The 12571-nt window shown below is 63.4% G+C and carries 13 protein-coding genes; 5 read left to right on the plus strand and 8 right to left on the minus strand.

The features are described from left to right. Positions 1–14: 14 nt before the first annotated feature. Positions 15–437 carry a TadE/TadG family type IV pilus assembly protein gene (locus QMG84_RS12765; protein ID WP_281928314.1) on the minus strand — a complete coding sequence of 141 codons (423 nt, stop codon included), beginning with the start codon at positions 435–437 and terminating at the stop codon, positions 15–17. 269 nt (positions 438–706) lie between these two features. Here QMG84_RS12765 and QMG84_RS12770 point away from each other — a divergent pair, with 269 nt between their 5' ends. After that, positions 707–1522, plus strand: a complete 816-nt coding sequence (locus QMG84_RS12770; RefSeq protein WP_281928315.1) for a lytic murein transglycosylase — start codon at positions 707–709, stop codon at positions 1520–1522. Positions 1523–1788: 266 nt separating this feature from the next. Here the strand turns inward: QMG84_RS12770 and QMG84_RS12775 are convergent, their stop codons facing one another. The 5 genes from QMG84_RS12775 to QMG84_RS12795 all read right to left on the minus strand — a co-directional run bounded on the left by QMG84_RS12775 (position 1789) and on the right by QMG84_RS12795 (position 7710). Continuing rightward, the gene (locus tag QMG84_RS12775) at positions 1789–3375 is read right to left on the minus strand and encodes a peptide chain release factor 3 (protein WP_281928316.1); all 1587 of its coding nucleotides are present in this window, start codon (positions 3373–3375) and stop codon (positions 1789–1791) included. A gap of 495 nt (positions 3376–3870) precedes the next feature. Next, the gene (locus QMG84_RS12780; protein ID WP_281928317.1) at positions 3871–4461 is read right to left on the minus strand and encodes a DUF3501 family protein; all 591 of its coding nucleotides are present in this window, start codon (positions 4459–4461) and stop codon (positions 3871–3873) included. A 160-nt stretch (positions 4462–4621) separates the two neighbouring features. Beyond that, on the minus strand, positions 4622–5965 hold the full coding sequence (locus tag QMG84_RS12785; protein WP_281928318.1) for a heterodisulfide reductase-related iron-sulfur binding cluster: 1344 nt from the start codon (positions 5963–5965) through the stop codon (positions 4622–4624). A gap of 165 nt (positions 5966–6130) precedes the next feature. Next, a complete protein-coding gene (locus QMG84_RS12790) occupies positions 6131–6550 on the minus strand; it encodes a rubrerythrin family protein (RefSeq protein ID WP_165051722.1) in 420 nt (139 codons plus the stop codon). A 140-nt stretch (positions 6551–6690) separates the two neighbouring features. After that, positions 6691–7710, minus strand: a complete 1020-nt coding sequence (locus QMG84_RS12795) for a methyltransferase (RefSeq protein WP_281928320.1) — start codon at positions 7708–7710, stop codon at positions 6691–6693. 34 nt (positions 7711–7744) lie between these two features. Here QMG84_RS12795 and QMG84_RS12800 point away from each other — a divergent pair, with 34 nt between their 5' ends. Both QMG84_RS12800 and QMG84_RS12805 read left to right on the plus strand, forming a co-directional pair. Further along, a complete protein-coding gene (locus tag QMG84_RS12800; protein WP_281928322.1) occupies positions 7745–8332 on the plus strand; it encodes a poly-gamma-glutamate hydrolase family protein in 588 nt (195 codons plus the stop codon). A 7-nt stretch (positions 8333–8339) separates the two neighbouring features. Next, positions 8340–8597, plus strand: coding sequence for a hypothetical protein (locus QMG84_RS12805; RefSeq protein WP_202073723.1), 258 nt, complete (start codon positions 8340–8342; stop codon positions 8595–8597). 102 nt (positions 8598–8699) lie between these two features. Here QMG84_RS12805 and der read toward each other — a convergent pair whose 3' ends face one another. Both der and QMG84_RS12815 read right to left on the minus strand, forming a co-directional pair. Then, positions 8700–10103 carry a ribosome biogenesis GTPase Der gene (gene der, locus QMG84_RS12810; protein ID WP_281928324.1) on the minus strand — a complete coding sequence of 468 codons (1404 nt, stop codon included), beginning with the start codon at positions 10101–10103 and terminating at the stop codon, positions 8700–8702. A gap of 241 nt (positions 10104–10344) precedes the next feature. After that, complete coding sequence (locus QMG84_RS12815; RefSeq protein ID WP_281928325.1) at positions 10345–11652, minus strand: UDP-glucose dehydrogenase family protein; 1308 nt, start codon at positions 11650–11652, stop codon at positions 10345–10347. Positions 11653–11896: 244 nt separating this feature from the next. Here QMG84_RS12815 and QMG84_RS12820 point away from each other — a divergent pair, with 244 nt between their 5' ends. Together QMG84_RS12820 and QMG84_RS12825 are read left to right on the plus strand one after the other, a co-directional pair. After that, the gene (locus QMG84_RS12820) at positions 11897–12154 is read left to right on the plus strand and encodes a type II toxin-antitoxin system Phd/YefM family antitoxin (RefSeq protein ID WP_202073720.1); all 258 of its coding nucleotides are present in this window, start codon (positions 11897–11899) and stop codon (positions 12152–12154) included. 4 nt (positions 12155–12158) lie between these two features. Next, complete coding sequence (locus tag QMG84_RS12825; protein ID WP_281928328.1) at positions 12159–12569, plus strand: type II toxin-antitoxin system VapC family toxin; 411 nt, start codon at positions 12159–12161, stop codon at positions 12567–12569. The last annotated feature ends 2 nt before the right edge of the window (positions 12570–12571 follow it).

Here is a 12571-nt window from a genome sequence, read left to right on the forward strand (position 1 = left end):
GTCGTCTTTCCATCTCAGTATCCGCCATTCTGGACGGCCGCGGAGCGGGTGATGGTCGGCGACGCCGAGGCGAGAACATTGTAAAGCTTGAATGCGGGGGAGGCCGACATGTCGTAGGTGAGCGTCACCTGGAATGTCCCACCCTGCGAATTGGTCGCCACAGAGAGCTTTTGCGGGTCGAGCATCCCGTAGACGCCGACGTTCTTCGTCACATAGCTCTTGGCCAATTGGTCGCGTTCCGTGGCGCTCAGCCCGCTGACCGAGGCGCGCGCCGATTCCGCGGCGAGTTGTTGCACCGAATTATAGACGCCGAATACCAAGCCGAAGCATATGATCCCGAACAGGACCAAGAATAGGGCCGGCCCGATAAAGGCGAATTCTACCGCAACGACTCCCAAGCGATTGTCAAGGAATCGCCGATCCAGCCGTTTAGCCATTGAAGTTATTCCTGAATTCCCGCCACAGCGCAGAACTCGAAAGTGGCGGCAAAGTCCTAATAAATGCATTATTCGAAAGGATTTATTTCGAAATATCCACGTGAAACCAGCATTGATAAGCTGAAACACAGCCATTGAGGGCTTTATGCAAGCGAAAGCACTGCTTTAAATGCGCGGGTGCAAATCGAGCGGATTGGAGCATTGCGGCTTGCCCGAGAGTCGAACGGGACATTAGCCTAGACTTGCTGAAAACCGTGGGAACACGAAGAATGCTCAAGTTATTTCGTCTTGTTTGCCTCCTGATGCTGATCTCGCCGCTTCCAGCGCGCGCCGCCTCTTGCGGCGGCTCGGCGACGGGCTTCGGCGCCTGGCTCGATGACTTCAGGCAGGAGGCCGCCGCCAAGGGGATTTCACAAAAGACGCTCGATGCGGCGCTTGCCGAGGTCGCCTATGATCGCACGATTATCTCCCGCGACCGCGGCGCGCAGAAGGTCTTCAAGCTCAGCTTCGACAGATTCGCCGCCCGGCTCATCACGCCCTCCCGGCTGGCGCGGGGTCGCGAGCTGCTTCAGCGCCACGCGGAACTCTTGCGCCGGATCGAAGCCCGCTACGGCGTGCCCGGCCCTGTGCTGATCTCGATCTGGGGCCTGGAGACGGGCTTTGGCGCTGACAACGGCAATTTCAAAACCCTGCAGGCGCTGGCGACGCTCGCCTATGACTGCCGACGCTCGCCGCAATTCACGCAGGAATTGAACGACGTGCTCACAATCGTTCAATCCGGCGACATGTCGCCCGCCCGCATGCGCGGCGATTGGGCCGGCGAGATCGGGCAGACGCAGTTCATGCCGTCTTCCTATCTCAAATACGCGGTCGATTTCGACGGCGACGGCAGGCGCGATCTCATCCGCTCGACGCCCGACGCGCTTGCCTCGACCGCGAATTTCCTGCGCGGCAAAGGCTGGCAGACGGGCGCCGGCTGGGCGGAAGGCGAACCCAACTTCCCCGTCTTTCTCGAATGGAACCAATCGCGGGTCTATGCGCGGACGCTCGCCCTTTTCGCCACGAAGCTTGCGGGCGAGCGATAATACGAGATTCGCTCGATTGGTTCGCTGTCTACCCCGGCGCTCGCTCGAGCGAACGATCGGGAATGACACGAGCAAAATAGCGCTGGTTTTGCCCAGAACCCGTCATTGCGAGCGAAGCGAAGCAATCCAGGGCAGCGATGCGGCCCTGGATTGCTTCGTCGGCTTCGCCTCCTCGCAATGACGGCGGTGATTTCCAGCGACGCCGACCCAATCAAGCGGATCTCGTATGACAAGTCCCAACGCGAGCTGTTCAAACGGAAAGAGTGTTACGCTGCGCTCTTTTGATAGTCCTTCACATCCGAGAACTTGATCGCCGGATTGCGTTCTGCGTCATAGTTGAGCTGAAACGCCGAGGTGCTCATGAACACCGGCGCGCCATCAAGATCGTCGGCAATGCTGGAGCCGTTCGAGTCGACGAAGCTTTTGAGCTTCGCGGGCTCGTCGGAAGTGATCCAGCGGCAGATGGTGAAGCGCGAGGTTTCGTAGCGCGTTTGCAAGCCATATTCGGCGCCGAGCCGCGTCGCCAGCACGTCGAGCTGCAGCGCGCCGACGACGCCGACGATGGAGCCGGAGCCATCATGCGGCGTGAAGACCTGCACCACGCCCTCCTCCGCCAATTGCTGCAAGGCCTCGCGCAGCTTCTTCGCCTTCATCGCGTCGGAGATGAGAATGCGGCGCAGGATTTCCGGCGCGAAGCTCGGCACGCCGCGGAAGACGATGTCTTCGCCTTCGGTCAGCGTATCGCCGATGCGCAATTGACCATGGTTCGGCAGGCCGACGACGTCGCCCGCATAAGCCTCGTCGGCGATGGAGCGGTCGCGCGCGAAGAAGAATTGCGGCGCGTTGATCGGGATATTCTTGCCGGTGCGAATGAGCTTCGCCTTCATGCCGCGCGTGAGCTTGCCGGAGCAGACGCGCATGAAGGCGATGCGGTCGCGGTGGTTGGGGTCCATATTCGCCTGGATCTTGAAGACGAAGCCGCTCATCTTCGGCTCATTCGCCTGCACGACGCGCTTGTCGGCTTCCTGCGCGCGCGGGCTCGGCGCATATTCGGCCATGGCGTCGATCAGATCGCGCACGCCGAAATTGCGCAGCGCGCTGCCGAAGAAGACGGGCGTGAGATGGCCTTCGCGGAATGCCGCGAGATCGAAGGGTTTCGAGCCCTCCTCCGCCAGCATCGCCTCCTCGCGCCAAGCGTCGGCGGCGTTGGGCAGGAGCGTATCGAACAGCGGATCGTCGAGGCCCTTCGTTTGCAGCAGGTCCGCGTCCTTGTCGATCTGGCGCACCGTCTTGGTCGCGAAGCGATAGGTGCCGGCGAAATTCTTGCCGCCGCCGATGGGCCAGGTGATCGGCGTCGTGTCGAGCGCCAGCGTCTTCTCGATCTCGTCGAGCAGTTCGAAAGGATCGCGGCCCTCGCGGTCGAGCTTGTTGACGAAGGTGACGATCGGAATGTCGCGCAGGCGGCAGACTTCGAACAGCTTGCGCGTGCGCGCCTCGATGCCCTTGGCTGCGTCGATCACCATCACCGCCGCGTCGACGGCCGAGAGCGTGCGATAGGTGTCTTCCGAGAAGTCCTCGTGGCCGGGCGTGTCGAGCAGGTTGAAGACGCAGTCGGCATATTCGAAGGTCATCACCGAGGTGACGACCGAAATGCCGCGCTCGCGCTCGATGCTCATCCAGTCCGAGCGCGTCTGCTGGGCGTTGCGCTTGGCCTTCACCGCGCCGGCAAGCTGAATGGCGCCGCCGAAAAGCAGGAGCTTTTCGGTGAGCGTGGTCTTACCGGCGTCGGGATGCGAGATGATCGCGAAAGTACGTCGCCGCGAGACGGGGTCGCGGGTGGTGGCGGTGGTCAAGGGTGGCTCGTTTCTAGAGGAATTGGTTTGCCGATGGGATTAACGGCAAGCCGCTCCCTTCGCAACTTCCTCGCCCTGCGGGACGCCGCCTTCGTCGGCTCCTCGTCACGATGAGGTCGCTCCCCAGCCTGCGGCTCCGCTCCTTAACGAAGCGCCGGGGCGCGAGCAAATCTGATCAGGAGCCCCCCATGATCAAGACTATATCCGCGCTCGCCGCATTATCGCTCGCCTTCGTCCCCCTACACATCCCGGACGCCGCCGCATGGCATCTGCCAAGCAAGCGCGCTTGCTTTAGACACGCCCATGCGCCCGACTGCGGCTCATCCGCAGTGGCGATCTGCTTGTCGAGGCGCGCGTGCGCCCTCGATACCGGAAAGACCATCCACGTCTGTACAAGCTGGCGATGCCAGCCGAAAGACTTGCGCCGGATGTGAGACTTTTTGATTTTGCGCGCTTTCTCATCGCACGCATGATTCCATGCGAGCGGAAACCGCGCTAGGCGAAATCCTGCGCGAGCGCGTCCCGCGTCGCCTCCGACATCACCGCCATATGGCTGTAGTTCGGATGCGACAGCCCCAGGATCGCCCGTGCATTCGGCTGCCGGAAGGCCTCGACCTGCGCGTCGGTGAACGCAAAATGCACAAACTGCACGCTGCTCGCCTTGCCGTCGGCCGTGGTGCGGTCCTGGTCGGTCTCCGCCTTGCCGATGACGCGCTCGGCGCCGATCTCGATGAAGGCGGCGTCCTCGACGCCGCCCAGCCCCGCCAGCACGCGGGCGCGGCGCAGCGGATCGTCGATCTCGATCATGAAGGTCGCGACCAGCTCGCGCCCCTTGGGGATGAGCGGATTATAGGCGGCGAGCTCTTCGGGAATTTGCGCGTCGCCGCCACGCTCGATGTGCAGCATCTCCTGCACCTGCAGCCACATCGTGTCGAAACTCTCGAAATAAAAGGTCACGAAGGGCCCGACCTCGACGCGGCGGTTGCGCTTGATCGCCGTGATGCGCTTGCGATGCTCCGCGCGCGTCTTGGCGTATTCCGCCCAGGGGAGAATGTCGGCTCGGGTGATTTCGTGACGGCTCGTCATCGTCTTGGTGCTCCGTAACCTTGAGCCCTCATGCTGAGGAGCGCCAAAGGCGCGTCTCGAAGCACGAGGGCGAGGCAAGATTGGCAATCCGTTTTTCCTCCCCTTCGAGACGCAGCCTTCGGCTGCTCCTCAGGATGAGGAAAAACCCCAGCGGCCCTTATTACTCGCTCGCGACGCCGTAGGCCCGCGCCATCAGCACGATCGGGTGGCTCACCCGCTCGGGCTTCGGCTTGTCGCCGGCAAGCGTCTCGATCCCCTGCTCGATGTGGATGCCCGCCAGCGGACATTCCGACACCACATGTTTCTTGCCGGCGGTATCGAGCTGGCGCATGGCCGGCTTGCCGACCTTCATCGCGGTTTCGAAATTGCCCTTCTTATAGCCCCAGGCGCCGCCATGACCCGAGCAGCGCTCGACCACTGCGACATCGGCCTGAGGAATGAGCCGCAGCAGCTCCGCGCCCTTCTGGCCGAAGTTCTGCGCGCGCGAATGGCAGGACATATGGAAGGCCACTCCGCCCTCGACAGGCGCCATGCCTTCGGCGAGCCCCTCTTTCTTGGCGATGTCGACGACATATTCAGAAAGGTCGAAGGTGGCGTCCGCGAGGCGCTTCACGCTCGCGTCATTGGGCAGAATAAGCGGCCATTCGAATTTCAGCATCAGCGCGCAGGACGGCACCGGCGCGACAATGTCGTAGCCTTCGTCGATATAGGGCGCCAGCGCCGCCGCGACCTTGCGCGCGCCATCGGCGACTTCGTCGAGCAGCCCCTGCTCCAGCTTCGGCATGCCGCAGCAGCCTGGATAGACCACCTTGGTCTCGACGCCGTTCTTTGCCAGCACCGCCAGCGCCGCTACGCCGATCGAGGTGTCGTTGTAATCGCCATAGCAGGTTGCGTAGAGCGCGACCTTGCGGGCCTTGGCGGGCGCCGCCTCGTCGCGCGCGGGCGGATTGGCCTTGGCGCGCGCCTCCAGCGTCTGGCTGGCGTATTTCGGCAGCTCGGCGTTCGGATCGATGCCCGCGACTTTCTCCTCTAACCCACGCATAGGGCTGCCGCGACGCGTCGCCCAATTGACGGCGCCCGAAATCAGCGTCGCCCATTTGCCGTTGCGATCGGTCTCCGTCAGCGCGCGATCGGCCGCGCCGACGCCATTCTTCTTCGCCTCGACCGCGCGGTAACGCAGCAGCAGATGCGGGAAATCGAGATTGAACTCATGCGGCGGGACATAGGGGCACTTCGTGAGGAAGCACATGTCGCAGAGCGTGCAGGCGTCCACGACCTTCTTGAAGTCTTTGCTGTCGACCGTATCGAGCTCGCCGTTCGCGGATTCGTCGACGAGGTCGAAGAGCCTCGGAAAGCTGTCGCAGAGATTGAAGCAGCGGCGGCAACCATGGCAAATGTCGAAGATGCGGCGCATTTCCGCGTCGAGCTTCGCCTCGTCGTAGAAATCGGGATTTTCCCAATCCAGAGGAAGTCTGGTTGGCGCCTCGAGACTGCCTTCTCTCATGATCGTCCTGCTTGAAGCCGCGTTTTGGCCTCTCCCCATAAAAACGGGGAGAGGCTGGTCGTCAGGGGCCAGCGAGAGGAACTGGGGCTAGCCCGGCCCCTCACCCTCGCCGCACTTAGGCGTCTCGCGACGCCCCATGCGCGACGAGGGAATTCTTCGAAAAGCTTATTTCAGCTCGTCGAGCGCCTTCTGGAAGCGGCCGGCGTGGGAGCGCTCGGCCTTAGCGAGCGTCTCGAACCAGTCGGCGATTTCCTCGAAGCCCTCTTCGCGGGCCGAGCGGGCCATGCCCGGATACATGTCGGTGTATTCGTGGGTCTCGCCGGCGACGGCGGCCTTGAGGTTGTCGGCGGTCTTGCCGATCGGCAGGCCCGTGGCCGGATCGCCGACGACCTCGAGGAATTCCAGATGGCCGTGGGCGTGGCCGGTCTCGCCTTCCGCGGTGGAGCGGAACACGGTGGCGACGTCATTGTAGCCTTCGACGTCGGCCTTTTGAGCGAAATAGAGATAGCGGCGGTTCGCCTGCGATTCGCCGGCGAAGGCGGCCTTCAGGTTCTCTTCGGTCTTGCTGCCCTTGAGCGTTGCCATTATTGCCTCCTAGGAGAAATTTCGTAACGGAGCCCGTGGGGCCCCGCGACGCATTCTTAGAATAATTCAAAACTGAGCCGTCGTCCAACTGAAATCTGGCGACGCGCGGCGTCTTTCCCGCCCTTTTCGCCAGCCCTTTTTCACTCCGCCTGTTTGATCCCCACGACCATTGAGTCTGGGCCCACCAGATGCTCGACGCGGGTCTCGCTGAAGCCCGCCTCCGTCATCCAGCCCTGGCAGTCCGCGCCGGTGTAATCGAAGCCGCCAAGGGTTTCGATCAGCATGTTGAGGCTCATCAGCAGGCCGAAAGCGTTTTGGCGGCGATCGTCGTCGATGAGCGCCTCGTAGACGATGAGCGCCCCGCCAGCGGGTAACGCGTCATAAGCCTTCTTCACGAGGAGGCGTTTCTGCTCGAGATCCCAGTCGTGGAGGATGTGCCCCATGATGATCACATCCGTTTGCGGCAGCGCGTCTTTGAAAAAATCGCCTGCGTGGAACTGCAACCGCTCCGACAGTCCGTTCGCGGTGACGAATTCCTCGAAGATCGGCCCGACGGGCGGCAGGTCGAAGCCGCCGCCGCTCAAATGCGGATGGGCGCGCGCGATGGTGACGGGAACCATGCCTTGCGCCACGCCGACATCGACGAAGCTCTTATAGTTTTTCCACGGAAACTTACCGGCGATGGCGTTGGCGGCGCCGGCGCTCACCCCGCTCATCGCCGCGAGGAAGCCGCGCAGCCTTGCGGGATCGGCATAGAGCGCCGCGAAGAAGTCGCTATCGTCCTTATTCTCGCTCTGGCGTCGGCCGGTCCTCAGCGCCTCGGTGAGATGGCCCCAGCTTTCGTAAAGCCGGGCGTTGGCCATCTCCAAAAGCCCGCCGACATAGCTGGGCCTGGCGCGCACGAGGAAGAAATCGGCGTCGGGCGCATTGCGGTAGTCGCCATCCTGACGCTCCAGCAACTTCAGGGCGACCAGCGCGTCGAAGAAATCCCGCGCCGAGCGCTCATGGAGGCCGAGCCGCGTGCGGAGCGATTCGAGATCGGCGGGGCCTTCGGCCAGCGCGTCGAAGACGCCGAGCTCGACAGCCGAAAGCAGCGCTTTGGCGTTCCAGAAAGACATGCCGAGGGCGAGAAGCTTTTCGGGCGAGGGCCTTACAGTCATGACAAACCTCTTCTCGCGACGCTAATTTCTTTTGATGGCCGACCAATATCACAGCTTCACGGCGCTCGCCGCGCGCGAGATCAAGGACATGCACTACCGCATCCGGCTCACGGCGCGGCGTTCCCCCATCGCCATCCTCGCGCCGCATGGCGGCTTCATCGAGCCCGGCACGTCGGAGCTTGCAACGGCCATCGCCGGGAGGACGCATTCGCTCTACTGTTTCGAGAGCCTGACGCTGCGCGCCAAAGGCGACGGGCTGCACATCACCTCGACGCGCTTCGACGAGCCGCAAGCCCTGCTGCTGGCGGCGCGCTCGGAGATCGTGATCGGCGTGCATGGGCGCAAGAACGGCGCGGACCCCGAGACGGTCTGGGTCGGCGGTTTGCACGAGGAATTGCGCGACGCCATCTGCGCCGCGCTGACAATCAGCGGATTCCAAGCCAAAGCGGTCGGAGAGGGGCATCCGCTCGCGGGTCGCGATCCGGCGAATATTTGCAACAAGGGGCGCCTCGGCGCCGGCGTGCAACTGGAGCTGCCGAGAGCGCTCAGGATCGCCTTCGCGAAGGACGCGGCAATTAGCCGCGCCTTCGCCGAAGCAGTGCGGAGAACTCTGCGAAGCTGAGGGATTTTTGAAAAATACCCCGGGGATCGCGCAGCATGCCGCTTATTTTGGCTCGGTCTCAGATTTACTTCCAGCACCCTTTAGCCTAGCCGTGCTGCGTGCTGAAAAACGCACGGTCCAAAAATGCGGCCCAAAGGAAAAAACGATGTCGCTTCCCAACCAGCCTTCCAAAATGAAGCCCCTTTTCATCGCTCTGGGCGTCATTGCTCTCATTGTCGCGCTTATCACCCAGGCGCCGTCGATCGTCCGGGCGCTGTCCGCCTGAGTTAGATCGAGTGCTTCGGGCGCGAGCTGGAAGCGCTTCCGGGGTCGCCATGGCGACCCCGTTTTCGTTTGGGGGCCAGCTCTGCGGCTGAAGGACTGGCGCTCAGCCTTTCCGCTTCTTGCCTGCAAAGGGATTATCCCCCGCCCGCCTCGAAATGCGGATCGGCACGCCCGGCAGATCGAAGGCCTTGCGTAGCCCATTGATCAGGAACCGCTCGTAGCTCGACGGCAATTCCTCGAGCTGGTTGCCGAACAGCACGAAATGCGGCGGGCGCGATTTCGCCTGGGTCATATAGCGGATTTTGATGCGCCGGCCGGAAACGGCGGGCGGCGGCGTCTCTTCCACCGTTTGCAGCAGCCAACGATTCAAGCGCGAGGTAGCGATGCGCTTGTTCCAGACCTCATGGGTTGCGGCGATCCCCTCCATGAGCCTGTCGAGCCCCTGCCCCGTCGCGCCCGAGACCGGCACGACCGGACAGCCGCGCACTTGCGGCAGCAGCCGCTCGGCGTCCTCGCGCAGCTTTGTGAGCGTCGCGTTCTTGTCCTCGATCAAATCCCATTTGCCGAGGCCGATCACGAAAGCGCGGCCCTCGCGCGCGGTGAGATCGGCGATGGTCAAATCCTGCTTCTCGAAGGGGATCGTCGAGTCGATCAGCAACACCACCACTTCCGAGAAGCGCACGGCGCGCAGCGCATCGGCGGCTGAAAGCTTTTCCAGCTTGTCGATCACCTTGGCGCGCTTGCGCAGGCCCGCCGTGTCGAAGAGCTTGATCTTGCGGTCGCGCCACAGAAAGTTGACGCCGATCGAGTCGCGCGTAATGCCCGCCTCGGGGCCGGTCAGCAGCCGCTCCTCGCCGAGAATACGATTGATCAGCGTCGATTTGCCGGCATTGGGCCGCCCGACGACGGTGATGCGCAGCGGCTTGGTGACGTCGAGATCGCTGCCGTCCTCCTCGTCGTCATAGAGGTTTTCGTCCTGCTCTTCCTCTTCCTCGGCGGGCTCGGCGGTCTCTTCGGGCAGCGCCTCGCGCAGCGCCGCGTAGAGCTCGCTCATGCCCTCGCCATGCTCGGCGGAAAGCGGCACGGGATCGCCCAGGCCCAGCGAATAGGCCTCGAAAGCCCCCGCCTCGCCCGCCTTGCCTTCCGCCTTATTGGCGATGAGGATCACCGGCTTGGCGGCGCGGCGCACGAGATCGGCAAAATATTTGTCGTCCGGCGTGACGCCGACGCGCGCGTCGATGACGAAGAGAATGGCGTCGGCGGAAAGGATGGCGCTTTCGGTCTGGGCGCGCATGCGCCCTTCCAGCGTCGCGGCGGCGCCTTCCTCCAACCCGGCCGTGTCGATGATGGTGAAGCGCAGATCGGCGAGCTTGGCCTCGCCCTCGCGGCGGTCGCGGGTGACGCCGGGGCGGTCGTCGACCAGCGCCAGCTTCTTGCCGGTCAGCCGGTTGAAGAGCGTCGACTTGCCGACATTGGGCCGGCCGATGATGGCGAGCGAGAAGGACATTTTTTCAGTTTTCTCCGGAACACCCGCGGGCATAACACAGATAAGCCGGCGGACGACCAGTTTACCCAAAAAATGGGGCCCCTCCCTGTCCCTCCCCCGCTTCGCGGGAGAGGGGACGCTCATGATCGGCCTTGTCGATGAAGGCCTCAATCTGCCCCCTCTCCCGCGAAGCGGGGGAGGGTTGGGGAGGGGGGCCGCGGGAATCTAACGCCCCAGCGGCGCCCGTCCGCTTGCCCTCAACTCAAACCGGCCGGCCAATGCTCACATAGCGCAGGCCATACCGCTCGGCCTCGGCCACCGGATAGACGTTGCGCAGATCGACGAGGATCGGCTCGGCAAGCAGCTCCTTCACCCGGCCGAGATCGAGGGCGCGGAATTCGTCCCATTCCGTCACCAGCGCGACCGCATGGGCGCCCTTCACGCAATCATAGGCGTTGCCGGCATAGTCGATCGTCGGCATGAGCGCCTTCGCCTGCGCCATGCCTTCGGGATCATAGCCGCGCACCGAGGCCCCGGCGTCGAGCAGCGCCTGCACGATCGCGAGCGAGGGCGCGTCGCGCATGTCGTCGGTGTTGGGCTTGAAGGTCAGGCCCAGGAGCGCAATCGTCTTGCCGCGCACCGAGCCGCCGCAGGCCGCGATGATCTTGCGGCCCATGGCGCGCTTGCGCTGATCGTTGATGCTGACCACGGTTTCGACGATGCGAACGGGCGCCTCGAAGTCGTGGCCGGTCTTGACCAGCGCCAGCGTATCCTTCGGGAAGCAGGAGCCGCCATAGCCCGGCCCGGCGTGCAGGAACTTTGAGCCGATGCGCTTATCGAGGCCGATGCCGCGCGCGACATCCTGCACATTGGCGCCCGTCGCCTCGCACAGATCCGCGATTTCGTTGATGAAGGTGATCTTGACGGCGAGGAAGGCGTTGGCGGCGTATTTGATCAGCTCCGCCGTGCGGCGCGCGACAAAGACCATCGGCAGGCCGTTCAGCGACAGCGGGCGATAGATCGCCGCCATGACCTCTTGGGCGCGCTCGCTCTCGACGCCAAGCACGACGCGGTCGGGCCGCTTGAAATCCTCGATCGCCGCGCCTTCGCGCAGGAACTCCGGGTTGGAGACCACGTCGATCTGCAGGTCCGGGCGCGCCTCGCGCACGATGCGCTCCACCTCGTCGCCGGTCCCGACCGGCACGGTCGATTTATCCACGACGACGAGAGGCCCAGTCGCGGCGCGCGCGACTTCGGCGGCGGCGGCGAAAACGTAAGAAAGATCCGCATGGCCGTCGCCGCGACGCGAGGGCGTGCCGACCGCGATGAAGACCGCATCGACGCCCGCCACGGAGGCTTTCAGATCAGTCGAGAAGCTCAGACGCCCGTCGCGGACGTTGCGTTCGACGAGCTGCTCGAGCCCCGGCTCGTAGATCGGCATCACGCCCGCTTCGAGCGCTTTGATTTTCGCCTCGTCGAGATCGACGCAAACGACCGTATGGCCGAAATCCGAAAAACACGCCCCGGACACGAGACCCACGTAACCACTGCCAATCATCGCAATGCGCAAAATCCACTCTCCCTCGGTTCGTGGGGGCGTTCGGCCGACAGGCTCTCGCAGCGGAAAGAGTTCCGCACAGGCGGGTTAGCGACCCAGTATTACAGATTCTTGTCGGCGATCTCTGGCAGAGGCTTCCTTACAGAAGCGAGGCGGGAAAGTCGACTTGGGGTTGAACGCTGGAGCGGCGACGGCTCTCGACATCGGATGAGCATGTGCTAACTAGTTATCTGACTAGTTTGAGAGAAAGCAGCCGATGAGTAGCTGGCCAGTGCAGGACGCCAAGGCGCGGTTCAGTGAATTGCTTGAGACCTGCCTGAAGGAAGGCCCGCAGATCGTCACGAAGCGGGGCGCGGAAACCGCCGTGCTCGCGCCGATCGGGGAGTGGCGGCGCCTGCAACAGGCGGCGCGGCCGAGCCTCAAGGAACTCCTTCTCGCGCCAGCGCCACGGGGCGAATTGCTTATACCCAAGCGCGGGGCCCGGCGCCGCCGCTCGCCGGTCGAGATCGACTGAACGCATGTATCTGCTCGACACCAATGTCGTCTCGGAGCTTCGTCGCCCGAAGCCTCATGGCGCGGTGCTGGCGTGGCTCGAAAGCGTCGACGACGCCGACCTGCGCCTCAGCGTCGTGACCATCGGCGAAATTCAGGCGGGCATAGAGATCACCCGCGAGCGCGACGAGGCGAAGGCGCGCGAAATCGAAAACTGGCTGGAGCTTGTAGCGCAGTCCTACAATGTGCTGCCCATGGACGCCGCCGCCTTCCGCTGCTGGGCGCGCCTGATGCACCGCCGCTCGGACGATTTGCTAGAAGATGCGATGATCGCCGCGACCGCGATGGTGCACGGGCTGACGATAGTTACGCGGAATGTGCGGGATTTTGAGGCGTTTGAAGTCAGAATACTCAACCCGTTTGAATTAAAAAGATAAAG

Origin of the sequence: Methylocystis iwaonis (assembly GCF_027925385.1) — a bacterium.
GTDB lineage: Bacteria > Pseudomonadota > Alphaproteobacteria > Rhizobiales > Beijerinckiaceae > Methylocystis > Methylocystis iwaonis.